Consider the following 18135-nt stretch of genomic DNA (forward strand, 5'->3'; position numbering starts at 1 on the left):
CTACGCTAACAGGCTTGCGCCCAATCGCCGAGGACGCGGCCAAAATCGGCCCAGGTAGGCAGACGTACGCTTGCGGCATCGTCCCAGACACTCGCCGCTGTCTCATCATTAAGAAGCGATTCAACGGCCGCCGCAATTGATATCGGATCCATTCGAGCTAGCAGCAGCGTGCCACGCGGTATCGCCGCGGCACTTGGCAAGTGCATACTAGCCACCGCCGGTATACCCGCGTGGAGCGCCTCGTATGGTGGTAGGCCGAAGCCTTCCGCCTCGCTCGGCATCACGACTGCGCGGGCCTCACGTAGGAATCGACGCACCAGCTCGTCGGAGGGCTGCTCCAGCACCACCAGGCGGGGGTCGCCAGCATACCTTTCGAAGAACTCTAGCGCCTCCGCCGCGTCGGGCGACAGTCGGCCACCTATGACCAAGCGGACGTTATGGCCGCGCTGCCACAGCGCCTCGAATCCGCGCAAAAGTCCGATTGTATTCTTGCGCGGCTCGACCGTCCCGATCGAGACAAAGTCACGCCGGTTCGACGAGAACGCCTGCCGTTCCAGCCCCAACCCGTCCGCGCCGGGGCCGATCACTGGCCCCGTGGCATTGGCGGCCTGGGAGCGCGCAATCCTTGCGGCATAGTCGTACTTTGTCTGTTGGCTTAGAAACGCTACGCGCCCTGCGCTGCGCAGCCCGCGCAGAAAGTAGTTGCAACCACGCGTGGCACCTTGCGGGAACAGTTCCGGTCGCAGGAACGGAAGAAAATCGTAGAGATACCACAACACGCGCACGCCAGACTTGGCGATACGCAGATGGGCTTCGGCGCGCGTCGCACCGAAGAACAGTTCCAAGTTTAGCAGTCGAGTGAGATCATGCGTCGCGACCGGCGTGGCGGTCGCCACCAGCGCCTGCAGCGCCTGGCGTTCGGCTTCCCGGGATTCGGCTGTGCCCTCGTCGTCAACTGCGCAAAGGATATCCAGAACGGCGTCGGGCAGCAGAAGCAGTTGCCCCGTCGCGTCCACGCAGCACGGCTGCAGCCGAGCCGGCCCCGGCCAATGGCGGATGGCCTCGCGCTCGACGCGCTGGATGCCGGTACGCAGCGGGGTGGCAACGATTTCCGACAAGTCAAGATGGATCGTCGCGGCCGTCATCACGTCACGTGCAAAAGCGACGGCGCAAGCGATTCCGTTTCCAACCCCAGCGAGTGGCACAGCCCGGTCGCGTAGTTGGCAAAGCTGCGCGGCTCGCTGAAGGCCCGGCGCGCCGCTTCAGGCCGAGCCGCCGCCAGACCCGCGTCCAGCAGGTCGGCCAGCGCCTCGGCCAGCAGTAGCGGGCTGATCGCGTCGGGAATGCAGCGCACGTAGGCCGCCGGCACCCCGACCGCTTCCCCGAGGGACACGTTGGTTACGCTCGGCAGCCCAACCGCGGCGCAATCCAGCAGCCCCCCGGACAACGCGCCTAAACCATAAGTACGTAATTGCACGCCAAGATCGGCGCCGACTAGATAGTCCCGATAGGTTTGCTCGGAAACGTGGTTCTCGACGAAGCGCACTTTTTCCGGAAGGCCGAGGGCTGCGACTAGTGCGCGCAGGCCGCTCGCGTCCGGATGCATCGCCAGATTACCAACGAAGTGTAGGCTGCCCGGTATGCCCCAGCCGCGCAGAAACTCCAACGCCCAGACGCATTCCTCCGGCGCCTTGGTGCTGTGAACCGCGCCAAACGTCGCGACGACCACCTCGCCCGGCGGGATGCCGAGTCGCTCCCGCGCCGCCTCACGGCGCCCTGGGGCCAATTCGGCGGTTGTCCACGGCCGGTAAATACTGAACGGGAGATAGACTGGATCGGTCCCATAGCGCTTCCGGAACAGGCGCGCGGTCACTGGCGAATGAACTATTGTGGGAGCGGCCGTCTTGGCAATCTCGCCCAGGAACAGGGCGTTCAGCTTGCTCTCGTCCTCGGCCCAGGACTGCAGCTCTGCCTCGGTTACCGGCCGGCCAAGTTCTTCCGTGGCCAACTTCAGCGCACGCGGCACCCCGATCAGCACGCGGTAGAAGTCGAGAAGCCGAGCATCATGGGCGATGCAAGCGCCACCGTAGCGGTGCAGCAGATCAAAGATGCGCAGATGGAACTGTGAGTTGCCGATCACGCTGATTACCCGATCGAAGTCGGCGCTCACATGCGGCAATGTGTCGATCGGGCGGACACTGGCAACATGGTGCAGCTTTGCCGGCTGCTTCGTCTCGGTGAAGACGTGCAGATCGACTAATCTGCCGAGCTCGGCACAGGTGGCAGCGGTGTAGTCGGCAACGCCCGAGCGGTCGGGGGGCACCGGTGACATTAGTGCGACTCGCGGCCGATGCCCGCGTCGCACGGTCGGTGCCTGGAGTGGAGGCGCCCGGGTCTCGAGCCGCGAAAGCATGGCGTCCCAGAAACGCCCTGCCACATCAGTTGCACGAAACCGCGGCCATACGCTCGCCTGCCGCGCCAGCACTATTGTCCGCCAGCTGGCGTCCGTTACTATCCGCTCCAGCTTCAACCCCAGGATAGCATCGTCTTCAAGGGAGAACCGACAGTCCGTGCCTACCACGAGCTCGGCGTGAGCAGGGATGTCTGAGGCGAGACAGGGCAGGCCCGCGGCCATGCCCTCGATCAACGGGAGGGAAAACCCCTCGTCCCGCGAGGAGCTGACGATAGCGAACGCCCAGCCATACAGATCGAGCAGCACCGCGTCGGATACATGACCCGGCACCTCGACCAGGTCTGCTCGGCCGCCAGAGGCCGAAGCGATGGCGCGGAAGGCTGCTGCATCCGCCGGCCCGTAATTGCCGGCGATTACAAGCGGAACACCGTCACCTCGCTGCAGAAGATGGGAATTAGCGTGGGCGCGTACTACCATCTCGGGATTCTTGCGCGAATCCCCGCCGCCGACCACCAGAATGTGGCGTGAGGGAGCGTGCGGCGACTGCTCGAATATCGGATCGAGCGGAGCTCCCGTTACGGCGATTGCACCCGGTGGAGCTCCTGTCAGAGTCACGAGATCGTCGGTCGAACTCTGCGAAATCGGTGCAAATAGATCGCAGCGAGCGAGCCACCGTAACGCCATCGCATAAGCAAGCCGCTCGGACGGGCCGGGTAAGTAGCGGTCAGGCCAGCGATACGGAATGAAGTCGTAGACGACGGCTGCGCGCAGCAAGGTCCGGTCGGACAGCAGACGCGCAACGAAAATTGGATCATGCGTCATCGGCGATAACATCACGCAAGCTCGCGTGGGGCCATCGCGGCCGGCGGCGTAGGCGTTTCCGTGAACTTGCTCAACGGCTGCCAGCGCTTCAGGCAGCAGCGCTGGCAGCGTCTCGTCCACGAGGCCGATCAGGCGCACGCTGCGTGGCGCATGGCGAATCAAGGCCAGCGCATGACGGCCAACTCCACGGGTTGCGTAACTCGGATCCTGCAAGCAGCGGAGGTCGAGAACGATGCCGAACTTGCGGTCCTTGGTCATATCTTCTCAATCCTACCGTCCACACGTGGCTCCCCTGTACGACAATCTGCCCAGCCGCGCCGCCGAACACAAATGCCGGCGCTCGCGGGTATGTCTGCGACCTCACGCCGACCGCTTGGAACGATTTTCCGGTGCGCCGTGATTCACAAAAATGACACCGGATCCACATCCACGTCCACCCGCACCCCCCGCCCCGCCTGCACCTGCGCCAGCCACGCGCGCAGGATCGGCTGCACCGCCACCTCGCGGCGCGTGCGTAGCAGCAGCCGCCGTCGGTGCCTCCCGCGCAGGATGGCGAGCGGCGCAGGCGCCGGTCCCAGCACCGTCACCCCGTCGCCCACCGGCGCCGCGCGGCCCAGCGCGCGCGCCGCCGCGTCGGCCGCCTCGGCGCTGTCGGCACTCACGATCAGGGCGGCCAGCCTTCCGAACGGCGGCCAGTGCCCCGGGCGCCTGGCCTCGGCCTCGCGGCGCATGAACGAGGCGAAGTCGCCCACGATCAGCGCCTGCATCACCGGATGCTCCGGCGTGTAGGTCTGCAGCAGCACCTGCCCCGGCGCCTCCTCCCGGCCGGCCCGGCCGCCGACCTGGTGCAGCAGCTGCACCGTGCGCTCCGACGCCCGCAGGTCGCCGCCGGCCAGCCCGAGATCGGCATCGACCACGCCCACCAGGGTCAGGTGCGGGAAATGCCAGCCCTTGGCGACGATCTGGGTGCCGATGATCAGATCGACCTCGCGCGCCGCAATCCGCCGCACCGCCTCGGCCGCAGCACTCGGGCCGGGCAGCGTGTCGCTCGCCATCACCAGGATGCGCGCCTCGGGGAACGCCGCCGTCGCCTCCTCGGTGATGCGCTCCACCCCCGGCCCGATCGGCGTCAGGCTGCCCTCCGCCCCGCAGGCCGGGCAGTGCTGCGGCACCGGCTCGGTATGGCCGCAATGGTGGCAGGTGAGGATGCGTCGCGCGCGGTGCTCGACCAGCCAGGCGGTGCAGTTCGGGCACTGCACGCGGTGGCCGCAGGCGCGGCACAGGGTCAGCGGGGCATAGCCGCGCCGGTTCAGGAACAGCATCGCCTGCTCGCCGCGCGCAAAGGTCGCCTCGATCGCGGTCCTGAGCACCGGGGAGAGGAACAGTCCGCGCCCGGGAGGGGCCTCTCGCATGTCGATGGGTGCGACCGTCGGCAGGCTGGCGCCGCCGTGGCGCACCGCCAGCGTCACCCGCCGGTAGCGCCCGGCCTCGGCATTGGTCAGCGTCTCCAGGCTCGGGGTCGCCGACACCAGCAGGATCGCCGCCTGCGACAGCCTGGCCCGCACCACCGCCATGTCGCGCGCATTGTAGGTGACGCCGTCCTCCTGCTTGAAGGCGGTCTCGTGCTCCTCGTCGACCACGATCAGGCCGAGGTCGGTGAACGGCAGGAACAGCGCCGAGCGCGCGCCCACCACCACCCACGCCTCGCCGCCTGCCACCGCCCGCCATGCGGCGCGGCGCGCCTTCGAGCCGAGGTCCGAGTGCCACACCGCGGGGGCCGCGCCGAAGCGGCGGGTGAAGCGCTCGAGCCATTGCGACGACAGCGCGATCTCGGGCAGCAGCACCAGCGCCTGGCGGCCTTCCGCGAGACAGGCTGCGACCGCCTCGAGATAGACCTCGGTCTTGCCCGATCCGGTGACCCCCTCCAGCAGCGTCACCGAGTAGCGCCGCTCATGCACCGCCCGGCGCAGCAGCGCGGCGTTCGCCTGCTGGTCCGCGGACAGCACGGCCGCACCCGGATGCGCCGGATCGGGGCGCTGGAACGTGGCCGCCCGCGGCATGTCCACCGCGACCAGCAGCCCGGCCTCTGCCATGCCACGCACCATCCCGGCACCGACGCCGGCGGCGCGCGCGAGGTCGTTGGTGTCGCGTGGCGCGCGGCCGGCCAGCGCTTCCAGCACGCGCGCACGCGTCGGCGTGATGCGCGCGCCGGGCGGCGGCGGGTCGGCCGGCTGCCAGCCGGTCACGGCGCGCACCGGAGCGTAGGCGTTGAGGCGCAGCGCCATCGCCATCACCAGCCCCGGCGGCGTCAGGGTGTAGCCCGCTACCCAGTCGACGAAGCGGCGCGAGGCGGCGGGCAGGCGCGGCACGTCCAGCACGGCGCTGACCGGCTTCAGCCGGTTGGCCGGCACCGGCGGCGGCATCGGGGTGCGGAACTCCGGCGGCAGCGCGGGATCCTCGTCCCACACCACGCCGACCGCCTCGCGCCGGTTCAGCGGCACCGTCACGATGTCGCCGGGCTGCAGGTCGAGGGCGGCAGGCGCGCGATAGTCGAAGGCGCCGGCGAACGGGTACGGCAGCAGCACCTTGACTCGGGCAGGATCGGGGACCCGGGCAGGATCGGGCACCCGCGCCGGTTGCTGCAACCGGGCGACGTCGCGAGGCTTTCTGTTCTCGTGCGAGACGGGTGCGGTTAAGGTCGGCGTCGTGGTGATCAGGAACTCGTTCCCGGGCTGGCCCTCCCTCGCCGGGCGGCGGCGCATTGTGCGGCCCGGTCCGCCGGCGGGCAATCGGAACCGCGCGTGAAGCCGGATAGCCCTGATCCTGGCGGCCCCGATCCTCGCGCGGTCGCCCGCTTCCTGCGCGAGAATCCCGACTGGCTGGCCGGCCAGTCCGACCTGTATCGCGCGATGGCGCCGCCGCGCCGGGTGCATGGCGAGATCCTGGCCGACCACATGGCCGCGATGCTGGACCAGGCCCGCCGGCAGGCCGCCAGCGCCGGCGCCCAGGCGGCCGGCATGCTGCGGGCGCTGCGGGCCGGCGCCGGGCTCGCCGGGCAGGTGCAGGAGGCGATCCTCGCCTTGAGCCGCACCGACGACCTCGCCGCCTGCATCCTGGCCGACCTGCCGGCGCTGCTCGGCATCGATGCCGCCCTGCTGTGCAGCGAAGGCGGCACCCCGGCCTCGCTGCAGGCGCGCGCGCTGCCGCCTGGCGCCGTCGCCGAGCTGCTCGGCACCCGCGACGTGGTGCTGCGCGCCGCCCCCGACGATCCGTTCGCCCTGCACGGCGAGGCCGCCCTGCTCGCCCGGCACGATGCCCTGCTGCGGGTCGCCCCCGGTGGCATGCCGCCGATGCTCCTCGCACTCGCGGCGCGCGACGATGCGATCCTCAACGATGCCCAGCGCGACGGCGCCGGGCACGCGGCGCTCGGCTTCCTCGGCCGGGTGCTGGCGGCGCGCATCGAGGCGCTGTGGCCGGACCCGGTTTCTTGAACGCACACCAGGCGCTGGACGCCTTCCTGGACTGGATGTGCTGCGAGCGCCGGGCGGCCGCCAACACCCTGGTGGCGTACCGGCACGACCTCTCCGGCTTCCTCGGCTTCCTGACCCGGCATCTCGGCGCCGAGCCCGACCTCGCGTCCCTGGCCGGCCTCAGCCATGCCGACCTGCGCGCCTGGCTGGCGTCGGAAGCCACCCGCCTCGCCGCGGCGGCGCGGCGCCGGCCGCGCTCGACCCGCGACGGCAACAACCGCAGCCGGGCGCGCGAGGCCTCGGCACTGCGCGCCTTCTTCCGCTACCTGGCGCGCCGGCACGGCGTCGAGAACCCGGCACCCGCGCTGCTGGCCTCGCCGCGTCCGAAGCCCAGGCTGCCGCGGCCGTTGACCGTCGGACAGGCGCTCGACCTGCCAGGCGGAGTGGCCGGGCAGGCGGCGAGCCAGTTTGCCGCAATACGCGACGAAGCCCTGTTCACCCTGCTGTACGGCGCCGGCCTGCGCATCGGCGAGGCAGTCGGCCTCGATCGCGGCATGGTGGCGCAAACACCGGGCATGCCGCTGCGCGTCCGCGGCAAGGGCGGCCGGGAGCGCCTGGTGCCGCTGCTGCCGGCGGTGCTGGCGGCGCTGCGGCGGCTGCTCGCCCTGCACCCGGCAGCCTCGCCCGAGGCGCCGCTGTTCTGCGGCGTGCGCGGCAGGCGGCTCGATGCGGCGGTCGCGCAGCGCAGCCTGGGCCGCTACCGGCGTCTGGCCGGGTTGCCGGAGCATGCGACGCCGCATGCGTTGCGGCACTCGTTCGCCACTCACCTGATGTCCGAGGGCGCCGACCTGCGCGCGATCCAGGAACTGCTCGGCCATGCCAGCCTGTCCACCACCCAGCTCTACACGCTCGCCGACGAGACCCGGCTGATGCAGGTCTGGCAGAGCACGCATCCTCGGTCTAACAAGTCCGTCAACGCGCGTGAGGACCCTGGGGATGCAGGCTGACGGCCAACCGCGCGGCTTCTATCCGCCGATCGAACCCTATGCGCACGGCCACCTCGCCACCGGCGACGGCCACGAGATCTACTGGGAGCTGTGCGGCAACCCCCACGGCATCCCGGTGGTGTTCCTGCATGGCGGTCCCGGCGGCGGCTGCTCGCCGATGCAGCGCCGGCTGTTCGACCCGGGCCGCTACCGCATCCTGCTGTTCGACCAGCGCGGCTGCGGCCGGTCGCGGCCGCACGCCGCGCTGGAGAACAACACCACCTGGCATCTGGTCGCCGACATCGAGCGCCTGCGCGAGATGCTGCAAATCCAGCGCTGGCTGGTGTTCGGCGGCTCCTGGGGCAGCACGCTGGCGCTGGCCTACGCCCAGGCGCACCCGGAACGCGCCACCGGCCTGATCCTGCGCGGCATCTTCACGCTGCGCCGGGCCGAGCTGCTCTGGTACTACCAGGAGGGTGCGTCCTGGCTGTTTCCCGACCTCTGGGAGCAGTTCCAGGCCCCGATCCCCGAGGCCGAGCGCCACGATATGATGGCATCCTATCGGCGCCGCCTGACCTCGGCGGACGAGCAGGTCCAGCTCGAGGCCGCCCGCGCCTGGAGCTTGTGGGAGGGACGCACGCTGACCCTGCTGCCGAGCCCGGAGATCGCCCGGCAGCATGCAGAGGACCGCTATGCCCTCGCCTTTGCCCGCATCGAGAACCACTACTTCGTGCATGGCGGCTGGTTCGAGGAAGGCCAGCTATTGGACCAGGTGGCGCGCATCGCGCATCTGCCCTGCGAGATTGTCCAGGGCCGCTATGACATCGCAACCCCGGCCCGCACCGCCTGGGAGCTACACCGGGCCTGGCCCGCCGCCGCCTTCCACCTGATCGACGATGCCGGGCATGCGACGACCGAGCCCGGCATCCTGTCGGCGCTGGTCGCGGCCACCGACCGGTTTGCGGCATTTACCTGAAGTCGGCGATCGCCATCCTCGGCCTGTCGGCCTGCATCGGCGGCACGGCCGAGGCGACCGGCTGTACCCGCCAGGAAGTGGCCCGGCTGCCGCTCCGCGACGATGCCGGCTTCCTGTCCGTCGAGGCCCTGGTGGCCGGCCATCCGGTGCGGCTGATGCTCGATACCGGCTCCGATGCCGGGCTGGTGCTGCCGCAGGCGGTGCGATGGCTCGGTCTGGCAGCGGCGCGCGGTGCCCCGGTCCGGCTGCACGGCACCGGCGGCAGCCTGTCGGCCGGCCTGGTGCGGCTGCCCGATCTCGTGCTCGGCGCGCTGCATCTGGGCGACGTCACGGTGCCGGTCGGCGACCTGCCTGGCGCGCCCAGCCTGCTTCCGCCGGTGATCGGCTTCCTCGGCGGTGACGTGCTGTCTCGCTTCGACCTCGATATCGACATCGCGCACGCCATGCTCTCGCTCTATCGCGTGGCGCTGCCGTCACTCGCCTGTGCGCCGCCGCCGGCCTGGTCCGGAGCCACCACGAGCGTCCCGCTCGAGCGGCAGGGCGTGCGGCTGTCGCTGCCGGCGCGCCTCGACGGGCACGCCATCACTGCCCTGCTCGATACCGGCGCCCGCTCGCGCGTCGTCTCCGAGCGCACCGTGCTCGGCTTCGGCATCACCAGCGCGCAACTGGCGGTGGATGCGGGCGGCCTCACCAGCGGCGTCGACCTGCGCGAGCAGCCCTACCACTGGCACCGTTTCGCTTCGCTGACCGTCGCCGGCGGCACCGTGCTGCGGCCGGTGCTGACGGTGGCGCCGCTCACGGGTCCGTTCGACATGCTGCTCGGCACCGACTGGCTGGCCGGCCAGCGCGTCTGGATCTCGTACTCGACCGACCGGCTGTTCCTGAAGCCCGAATGAAAAAGGGGCGCCCCAAGTAGCGCCCCTCGTTCAGAACCTGTGCGAGAATGCGCTACGGCGAGTCAGAGGCGCCTCTTGGCGCCCCCCGGCGTGGCTGTCGAGAACCGGAGCGGAGCGGCCGTTTGGCCGTGAGCACCGGAAGCGCAGAAAGCCGCGTCGGATGACCGCCGTAGTAGCATTCTCGGACAGGTTGGTTACTGGATGCTTTCGCCGTGCAGGGTCATGTCCAACCCCTCGAGTTCCTGCTCGTCGGTGACGCGCAGGCCGATGGTCAGGTCGATGATCTTGAGCAGCACGAAGGAGAGCAGCCCGCTCCAGATCAGGGTGACGCAGACCGCCTTGAACTGGATGATCAGCTGCGCGAACCCGCCGACGGTGCCGGTCGGCGACGCATCGGTCGCCGATAGCGGCCCGTAGGCGAACACGCCGGTCAGCAGCGCGCCGACGATGCCGCCGATGCCGTGCACGCCGAAGCAGTCCAGGCTATCGTCATAGCCGAGCAGGTGCTTGAGCGCGGACGAGGCCCAGAAGCAGATCACGCCGGCGGCGACGCCGATGATGATGGCAGCACCCGGCAGCACGAAGCCCGACGCCGGGGTGATCGCCACCAGCCCGGCCACCGCGCCGGAGATCACGCCCAGCACCGTCGGCTTGCCCTTGACGATCCACTCCGCGAACATCCAGCCGAGTGCGGCGGCCGCGGTCGCGATCTGGGTGGCGGCCATCGCCATGCCGGCACGGCCGTTCGAGCCGACCGCGGACCCCGCGTTGAAGCCGAACCAGCCGACCCAGAGCAGCGAGGCGCCGATGACGGCATAGGTGAGGTTGTACGGCGACATGTCGTCATGCCCGTAGCCGCGGCGCTTGCCGAGCACCAGTGCGCACATCAGGCCGGCGATGCCCGCATTGATATGCACCACCGTGCCGCCTGCGAAGTCGATGGCGCCGAACGCGCCGACCCAGCCGATCGGGCTCCAGACCCAGTGCGCGATCGGCGCATAGACCACCAGCGACCACAGCACCATGAAGATGCACATGGCGCTGAACTTCATGCGGTCCGCGAAGGCGCCGGCGATCAGCGCCGGGGTGATGATCGCGAACGTCATCTGGAACATCATGTAGACGCTCTCGGGGATCGTCATCACCGTGGCGTTCGAGCTGCCCGCGCCCATCGTGAAGCCGATGTCGGAGCCCTTGCTGATGTTCGCGCCGATGCCGTTGAGCATGAAGCGCGACAGGTCGCCGATATAGGGCGAGCCGGTGGTAAATGTCAGGCTGTAGCCGATGACGGTCCAGGTGATGGTCACCAGGCAGCAGACCGTGAACGCCTGCATCAGGGTGGCGAGCACGTTCTTCTTGCGGACCATGCCGGCATAGAACAGCGCCAGGCCCGGCACCGTCATCATCAGCACCAGGGCGGTGCTGGTCAGCATCCAGGCGGTGTCGCCGGTGTCGATCTTCGGCGGCGGCGGCGGCGGGGCGGGTGCCGCGGCAAGTGCCGGTGCTGCCATGCAGAGCATGGCGAGCAGCGCGGCGCCGGTGATGGCTGTCACGCCGGCAGCGGCGGACGGTGGCAGGCGGCGTGCGGAACCCGAGGCCGCCCGGGCGGTTGGTGCAGTCTGCGTCATGGTCACAGCGCGTCGTCTCCCGTCTCACGTGTCCGGATGCGAACGGCACGGATGATCTCGGAGACAAAGATCTTGCCGTCGCCGATCTTGCCCGTGTGGGCCGATTGCAGGATCGCATCGACCACCTGGTCCACCATGTCGTCGGTCACCGCGACCTCGATCTTCACCTTGGGCAGGAAGCTGACGTGATATTCCGCCCCCCGGTAGATCTCGGTCTGTCCCTTCTGGCGTCCGAACCCCTTCACTTCCGACACGGTCAGTCCCTGCACGCCCAACGGCGTGAGGGCCTCACGCACATCATCGAGCTTGAAGGGTTTGATGACTGCTGTAACGAGCTTCATCCCACCTCACTCTGCCTTGGTCACTCTGCCTCGGCTTTCCTCGCCCAGCCCCCACCGGACCGAGCTGCCGCCCTGCCGGACAAGAGCCGGTTTGACACGCGACCGTTCCAAAAATCGTGCCAGGGCGACCGCGGCGGCAAGTGGCCGTCATCGTTTTGCCCCGGCAGCGCCGGCCATGCGCGCCAGCCCGCTTACCGCCGGCCCGTTTCGCGGCCAGACTGTCCGGGACGACCGCCCAATAACTAGGCATCTTTCTCCATGGCTCCTGAACATCACCTCGCCGTCCCGTCCGGAGAGCCGCCCAGGGGCCGGCCGGATCACGATGTCGACGTCTGCGTCGTCGGCGCCGGCCCGGTCGGCGCCACGCTGGCCTGCCGCCTCGCCGCCGGCGGCGTTAGCGTGGCCGTGGTGGACCGCGCCGCGTTGCCGCCGATGGAGCATCCCGACTTCGACGGCCGCGCCTACGCCATCGCCGCCGGCTCGCGTCGCCTGCTCGAGGCCGCCGGCGTGTGGCAGCGCCTGCCGCGGCGCTCCTGTCCGATCGAGGGCATACGGGTGTCGGACGGTCGTCCCGGACAGGCCGCCTCGCCGTTGTTCCTGCATTTCGAGCAGCCGGCGCCGGGCGAGCCGTTCGGCTGGATGACCGAGGCGCGCCACCTGCGCATGGCGCTCAACGACGCGCTGCACGCCTCGCCGCTGATCCGGCTGCACGCCCCGGACCAGGCCCACGTCGCGCGCGATGCCGACGGCGTACGGATCGTCACCGGCTCGGGCCAGGACGTGCGGGCGCGGCTGGTCGTGGCGGCGGAGGGACGCGAAAGCCCGCTGCGCGCCGAGGCTGGCATTGCGGTGACGCGGTTCCCCTACCGACAGACCGGGATCGTCACCGCGATCGCGCATGAGCGGCCGCACAACAACCTGGCCCTCGAGCATTTCTTGCCGGGCGGCCCGTTCGCGCAGCTGCCGATGCAGGGCGGCGAGGCCGGGGCAGATTTCCCGGCCGCCAATCTCTCGGCCGCCAATCTCTCAGCCGCCAATCTCTCAGCCATCGTCTGGACCGAACGCGAACCGCTGGCCACGCGGCTGGCCGCCCTCGACGAAGCCGGCTTCACCCGCGAGCTGCAGCGCCGGCTCGGCTGGCATCTCGGCCCGGTGCGCCCGGTCGGCCGCCGCTGGACCTACCGGCTCGGAGCGCTGCACGCGCACCGCTATGTGGCCGAGCGGCTGGCCCTGGTCGGGGACGCGGCGCACGGCATCCACCCGATCGCGGGCCAGGGGCTCAATCTGGGCTTCCGCGATGTCGCCGCCCTGGCCGCCCTGGTGGTCGAGGCGGTCGCCCTCGGCGAGGACCCGGGTGCGCCCGACCTGCTGGCGCGCTACCAGGCCGCGCGCCGTCCCGCGAACCTGGCCATGCTGGCGGCAACCGACGTGCTGGACCGGCTGTTCAGCAGCGACAACCCCGCACTTCGGCTGGCGCGCGGCCTCGGCATCGGCGCGGTGCACCGCATGCCGCGGCTCAAGCGCGCCTTCGTCACGCAGGCCATGGGATAGGCGTGGCTTTGCGTCGAAGCCGATTCGCAACCGCGCCCTCTAGACCCTATCTCTTCTGGACAGCAGCAGGCGCCGGAACCACGAGCATGGACATGACCGTGACCACCACCGATCCGGTCGCGGTGGACCAGCCCGTCGTCGCCGAGCTTTGGCAACGGCTGCGTGGCGAGGCAGGCGCCTGCCACGACCCGATCATGGCCAGCCTGATCGAGCTCAACCTGCGGATCCACCCGAGCTTCGCCTCGGCGCTGGCCGCCCTGCTCGCGCGCAAGCTGGCCGACAGCGCGGTGCCGTCGCGCGCCCTGCTGGAACTGATGACCGAGGCGCATCGCGCCGACCCGCTGATCGTCGAGGCAGCGGCTGCCGACCTGATGGCGATCAAGGAGCGTGACCCGGCCTGCCCGGACCTCACCACGCCGTTCCTGTTCTTCAAGGGCTTCCAGTCGCTGCAGGCCTATCGCGTCGCGCACTGGCTATGGGACAAGGACCGCCGGCACCTCGCCCGCCACCTGCAGAGCCGGGTCTCCGAAGCCTTCGGGCTCGACATCCATCCGGCGGCTGTGCTCGGCCGTCGCATCCTGATCGACCACGGCACCGGCATCGTGATCGGCGAGACCTCGGTGCTGGAGGACGACGTGTCGCTGCTGCAGGGGGTGACCCTGGGGGGCACCGGCAAGAACGAGGGCGACCGGCATCCCAAGATCCGTCGCGGCGTGCTGCTCGGCGCCGGCTGCAAGATCCTGGGCAACATCGAGATCGGCGAGGGTGCCAAGGTCGGCGCCGGCAGCATCGTGCTCGAGGCGGTGCCCGCCTACACGACCGTGGTCGGCAATCCGGCCCGGCGGGTCGGCACCAAGCACTCGTCGATGCCGGCCTTCACGATGGACCAGACGCTACCGCCGCTCGACTACGTCATCTGAGAGGCTATTTGCAAACGCCTGCTGCTGGCGATCCGACACGCCTTCCCTGTGCTCCGCTGCTCACGGCCATAAAGGCCGCTCCGCTCCGGTGCTCGGAAAGCCACGCCGGGCACGGCTCTGCGAGCCGCTCTCATCCAGCATCAGGCGTTTTCAAACTGATGCGGTGGACGGCTCCTGTGCGGCATCGATGTGCCAGGCTCGTAGCTGTTGAGGCAACGGGCAAAAGGAGCCGTCCACCATGGAGATTACCACGATCGGTCTGGACATCGCCAAGCGCGTGTTCCAGGCACACGGCGTTGACGCGTCCGGCCAGGCGGTGCTGCGCCGCAAGCTACAGCGGGCGGAAGTGCTGGCGTTCTTCAAGAGCCTGAAGCCGTGCCTGGTCGGCATCGAGGCGTGCGGCACGGCGCATTATTGGGCACGGGAGATCAAGGCGCTGGGCCACGAGGTGCGGCTGATGCCGGCGAGCTACGTCAAGCCCCCAAGCTACGTCAAGCCCTACGTCAAGCGCGGCAAGACGGACGCAGCCGACGCGGAAGCAATCTGCGAGGCCGTCACCCGGCCGACCATGCGTTTCGTGCCGGTCAAATCGGCCGAACAACAGGCCGTGCTGATGCTGCACCGGACGCGCGAGCTGCTGGTGCGGCAGCGAACCATGCTGGTGAACGCGTTGCGCGGGCATATGGCCGAGCTCGGCGTGATCGCTCCCCAAGGGATCAGCCGCGTGGCGGACCTGGTCGCCGTGCTCATGGGGGAGAACACGGCGAGCGTGCCGACGCTGGCCCGCCACGCCCTGCGTGGGCTGGCCGCGGAGTTGGAAGCAGTGGGCATCCGGGTAAAGGAAATCGAGGCGGCAATCCTGGCCTGGCACAAAGACAACGAGGTCAGCCGCCGGCTTGCGACCATTCCCGGCGTGGGGCCGATCACCGCTTCCGCCATCGTGGCCACCGTCACCGATCCCACCCAGTTCCACTCCGCCCGTCAGTTTGCCGCCTGGATCGGGCTGGTGCCCAAGCAGAACAGCAGTGGCGGCAAGCAACGCCAAGGCGGCATTTCCAAGCAGGGCGATCGAACCCTGCGGCGGTTGCTTGTGCTCGGTGCAACGGCGGTAATCCGCCACGCCCGAACCAAGAGCACACCGGAGGTGGCCTGGCTGAAGGGTGTGCTGGAGCGTCGCCCGGCACGGCTCGCATCCGTGGCGCAGGCTAACAAAACGGCGCGCATCGTTTGGGCGCTGCTGGCCCGGGGCGGAAGCTATTGCACGCCGGCAGCAGCTACACCGGCCGTGGTTTGACGGCGTAACAGGATCCCTGCCGGCCAACGCCGCGGCTGGCAGGGTGTGAGGGCAGCAACGACGTGATGGCAAACCGGTCGAACCCGGGGCTTGGCAGAACCCGTTTAGAGTCTTGCGCCTCCGAGCGCGCGAAACTGATTGGGAGCCAGGCCGCGAACTGCATCAAGGCCAGCGGTCATGGGCCGCGCAAACAGGCCGGACACATGACCGCACCCGACCGCGGCGCCGAAGTCAAATTGCCCTTGCGTCAAGGGAGCCGTCCACACAAGTCTCTAAACGGCAGCGGTCTCTACCGCAGGCGGGTCAGTTCGTAGAGCGCCACCGCGGCGGCGTTGGAGACGTTCAGGCTCTCCATCGCACCCGGCATGCGCAGGCCGGCGATCTCGTCGCAGGTCTCGCGGGTCAGCCGCCGCAAGCCTTCGCCTTCCGCTCCCAGCACCAGCGCCAGGCGCCGTTCGGCGAACGCGGCGCCGTCCAATATGCCACTGCCGGCATCCAGGCCCACCACCCATAGGCCGGCCGCCTTCAGTGCCACCAGCGTGCGCGACAGGTTGACCGCGCGCAGCAGCGGCATGGTCTCCAGCGCGCCGGAGGCCGCCTTGGCAAGCGCCCCGGTCTCCTCCGGCGCGTTGCGGTCCTGGACCACGACGGCGGCGGCGCCGAAGGCCGCGGCCGAGCGCAGGATCGCCCCGACATTGCGCGGATCGCTGACCTGGTCCAGCACCAGCACCGGACCCGGACGCTGCAGGGCGGCCTCCAGCGTCGGCGGCGCCAGCGGATCCGCCTGCAGAGCCGCGCCCTGGTGCACGGCGTCGCGCCCGAGCAGGGCATCGAGCCGGGCGCGGTCGGTCCGCTCGACGGTCAGCGGCCAGGGCGTGCCGGTGCGGGTTCCCAGGCGCGCTGCCAGGGTCGCCTCCGCCTCCTCGGTCAGCAGCAACCGGCGCAGCCGGCGCTGCGGATTGCGCAGCGCCGCCTCGACCGGGTGCAGCCCATGGAGCCAGAGGCCGCCGCCACCCTTCGTGCTGCCATGCTGCGCGGCATGCGCGCGGTCTGGCTGCGTCCGCGAGGTCGGCCGCGCCTGGGATGATCTCGGGCCGGAGGGAGGTCTGGAGGGCATGAAGCGGAGCATAGTCGGGGCTGGCCGGCGCGTCACGGCGGCGCCCTCGAGCGACCGGAAGCTCGATTGACAGGACTGGCGATCAGCCTTAACCCGCAGCGCATCGGAGGGGTGCCCGAGTGGCTAAAGGGGGCGGACTGTAAATCCGCTGGCGTACGCCTACGTTGGTTCGAATCCAACCCCCTCCACCATCTTCCGCCGACGACCCGACCTGCCGAACTTGCTCGAGAGAAGCTGCATCCCGGACGACGTCATCCAGCGCCTCCAAGATCGGCGACGTGCGCGCAGGCTGCGGCGACAAGTCCGGCGGCCGCGGCCAGGGCGGCCGCAATGGCCGGGCGGCGATAATCCCAGATCATGTCGGGTTCCGGCGGGTTGATCACCATCGTGGCGTTCGCCTCGAACAGCAGCACCGAGCCGTCCGCGGCAAGCGCAAAGTCGATGCCGGCATAGTCGAGCCCGAGTGCGGCGGCGATCCCGGCCAGAGCCACCATCGCGCGCGCGCCGATGCAGCCTGGCATGTCGAGCAGGAAGCGATGCTCCTCGGCACGATGGCCGGCGTCGTCCGCCATCGCAGCGGTGAAGTAGTGCACCTTCCACTGCGCGGAGATCGCCAGATGCAGCGGATAGAGCGCGCCGCCGATGACCATGACCCGGTACTTGCGCCAGAGCCCGTCCGGGCTGCGCGCATCGAGGCAGCCGATGGCCAGGAGGTCGTCGCCCGGCAGCGCCGCCGCCGCCGGTGCCAGCGCCGCATGCGATGCGACACGCACGCAATGCTGCCCGGTATGCAGCCCCGGGACACGCAGCAGCAGCGGATAGCCGAGGGCCTCGGCCGCGGCGATCGACGCACGCGGCAGGTGCAGCATGCGCGGCGCGATCACGCCCTCGATCCGCGCCAGCCGCGATGCGTTGTCCAGCCGGCCGGTCAGACGCACGCGCTGGGGAGGATTGAGCACCGGCCTGGCCATCGCGGCATCGATCCCCGGCGCCCGTGCCGCCGCGAGCAGCCGCCCGGCAGCGGCCAGCGCCGCTCCGCACAGCTCGGCGTCGCCGATCGCATTGATCACGAGCCGGTGCGGCGGCAGCTTCATGCCCTCGGGGTGGAACTCCGGGCACAGCGTGGTGACGGCATAGAGCCGGTCGTCGATCCAGTGCCGGACCGGGACGTTGCCGCCACGCGCCGAGACCAGCAGCAGCAGTGCGATGCCCTCGCCGGTGCCGCGGTAGCGCCGCCGGCCGATCGCATGACCGGTGAAGCCGCGTTGCCGGGCCTGCGCTGCCGCGGCCGCGTCGCCGGCTGCCTCCAGCAGCCTTGCCATGCCCTGGTGCGCCGGCGCGTAGTCCGGCGCCGACGCCAGGGCCTGGGCAAAGCGCATGCGCCCGGCATCGCTGTCGCCGTCCTCGATCAGCAGGTTGCCGAAGGCGGTCTGCGCGAGCGCACTCGACGGATGGTGCAGCGCGGCCTGGCGCCAGGCCGCGCGGGCGGCCGAACGGTGGCCGCTGGCCAGGGCGAGCGCACCAAGCTCGACCAGCGCCTGGCAGTGCGTCGGCTGCAGCTGCAACACATCGAGATAGGCGGCCTTGGCAGCGTCGTCCGCTCCCCGTGCCACCAGCTGGCGCGCCTACGCGAAGGCACGGGTGATGTCGCGCGTGCTGTCGGCGGCCGGCATGGCTGTCCCCAATCGGCGCGTTGTCCACGCACCGAACCAGGCGATCGT

Annotated in this window: 14 protein-coding genes and 1 tRNA gene; 8 read left to right on the plus strand and 7 right to left on the minus strand. The window is 70.1% G+C overall.

From position 1 onward, the window contains the following. Positions 1-5 precede the first annotated feature (5 nt). The 3 genes from ACQY4O_RS11045 to ACQY4O_RS11055 all read right to left on the minus strand — a co-directional run bounded on the left by ACQY4O_RS11045 (position 6) and on the right by ACQY4O_RS11055 (position 5997). Complete coding sequence (locus tag ACQY4O_RS11045) at positions 6-1145, minus strand: glycosyltransferase (RefSeq protein WP_428376428.1); 1140 nt, start codon at positions 1143-1145, stop codon at positions 6-8. Then, on the minus strand, positions 1145-3493 hold the full coding sequence (locus ACQY4O_RS11050; protein WP_428376429.1) for a glycosyltransferase: 2349 nt from the start codon (positions 3491-3493) through the stop codon (positions 1145-1147). The genes ACQY4O_RS11045 and ACQY4O_RS11050 overlap by 1 nt, the downstream gene beginning before the upstream one ends. A gap of 143 nt (positions 3494-3636) precedes the next feature. Next, on the minus strand, positions 3637-5997 hold the full coding sequence (locus tag ACQY4O_RS11055) for a primosomal protein N' (RefSeq protein ID WP_428376430.1): 2361 nt from the start codon (positions 5995-5997) through the stop codon (positions 3637-3639). Positions 5998-6036: 39 nt separating this feature from the next. Between ACQY4O_RS11055 and ACQY4O_RS11060 the strand changes: the two genes are divergently transcribed. The 4 genes from ACQY4O_RS11060 (at position 6037) to ACQY4O_RS11075 (ending at position 9563) form a co-directional block, all read left to right on the plus strand. Further along, positions 6037-6726 (plus strand): hypothetical protein, encoded by a 690-nt coding sequence (locus ACQY4O_RS11060; protein WP_428376431.1) that lies wholly within the window; start codon positions 6037-6039, stop codon positions 6724-6726. After that, entirely contained in the window at positions 6723-7712 is a 990-nt protein-coding gene (locus ACQY4O_RS11065; RefSeq protein ID WP_428376432.1) for a tyrosine-type recombinase/integrase, read from the plus strand. Before ACQY4O_RS11060 ends, ACQY4O_RS11065 begins: the two co-directional genes overlap by 4 nt. After that, positions 7702-8667, plus strand: a complete 966-nt coding sequence (pip, locus tag ACQY4O_RS11070; RefSeq protein ID WP_428376433.1) for a prolyl aminopeptidase — start codon at positions 7702-7704, stop codon at positions 8665-8667. Before ACQY4O_RS11065 ends, pip begins: the two co-directional genes overlap by 11 nt. 77 nt (positions 8668-8744) lie before the next feature. Beyond that, positions 8745-9563 (plus strand): retroviral-like aspartic protease family protein, encoded by an 819-nt coding sequence (locus ACQY4O_RS11075; protein WP_428376434.1) that lies wholly within the window; start codon positions 8745-8747, stop codon positions 9561-9563. 194 nt (positions 9564-9757) lie between these two features. Here the strand turns inward: ACQY4O_RS11075 and ACQY4O_RS11080 are convergent, their stop codons facing one another. After that, complete coding sequence (locus ACQY4O_RS11080) at positions 9758-11083, minus strand: ammonium transporter (RefSeq protein ID WP_428378172.1); 1326 nt, start codon at positions 11081-11083, stop codon at positions 9758-9760. Between the two features lie 110 nt (positions 11084-11193). After that, positions 11194-11532: a P-II family nitrogen regulator gene (locus ACQY4O_RS11085; RefSeq protein WP_138325363.1), complete on the minus strand. Its 339-nt coding sequence runs from the start codon at positions 11530-11532 to the stop codon at positions 11194-11196. A 258-nt stretch (positions 11533-11790) separates the two neighbouring features. Here ACQY4O_RS11085 and ACQY4O_RS11090 point away from each other — a divergent pair, with 258 nt between their 5' ends. The 3 genes from ACQY4O_RS11090 to ACQY4O_RS11100 all read left to right on the plus strand — a co-directional run bounded on the left by ACQY4O_RS11090 (position 11791) and on the right by ACQY4O_RS11100 (position 15297). Beyond that, on the plus strand, positions 11791-13083 hold the full coding sequence (locus ACQY4O_RS11090) for a UbiH/UbiF/VisC/COQ6 family ubiquinone biosynthesis hydroxylase (RefSeq protein ID WP_428376435.1): 1293 nt from the start codon (positions 11791-11793) through the stop codon (positions 13081-13083). 86 nt (positions 13084-13169) lie between these two features. Further along, entirely contained in the window at positions 13170-14003 is an 834-nt protein-coding gene (gene cysE / locus ACQY4O_RS11095) for a serine O-acetyltransferase (protein ID WP_428376436.1), read from the plus strand. A 238-nt stretch (positions 14004-14241) separates the two neighbouring features. Further along, positions 14242-15297, plus strand: a complete 1056-nt coding sequence (locus ACQY4O_RS11100) for an IS110 family transposase (RefSeq protein WP_428374762.1) — start codon at positions 14242-14244, stop codon at positions 15295-15297. Between the two features lie 289 nt (positions 15298-15586). Here ACQY4O_RS11100 and ACQY4O_RS11105 read toward each other — a convergent pair whose 3' ends face one another. Further along, positions 15587-16414, minus strand: a complete 828-nt coding sequence (locus ACQY4O_RS11105) for a TrmH family RNA methyltransferase (RefSeq protein ID WP_428376437.1) — start codon at positions 16412-16414, stop codon at positions 15587-15589. Positions 16415-16519: 105 nt separating this feature from the next. On the opposite strand from ACQY4O_RS11105, the gene ACQY4O_RS11110 reads away from it, so the two are divergent. Further along, positions 16520-16605: transfer RNA gene (locus tag ACQY4O_RS11110), tRNA-Tyr, on the plus strand. 60 nt (positions 16606-16665) lie between these two features. Here the strand turns inward: ACQY4O_RS11110 and ACQY4O_RS11115 are convergent. Beyond that, complete coding sequence (locus ACQY4O_RS11115) at positions 16666-18027, minus strand: hypothetical protein (RefSeq protein ID WP_428376438.1); 1362 nt, start codon at positions 18025-18027, stop codon at positions 16666-16668. Between the last annotated feature and the right edge of the window lie 108 nt (positions 18028-18135).

The organism is Lichenicoccus sp., from assembly GCF_965277665.1.
Taxonomy (GTDB): domain Bacteria; phylum Pseudomonadota; class Alphaproteobacteria; order Acetobacterales; family Acetobacteraceae; genus Lichenicoccus.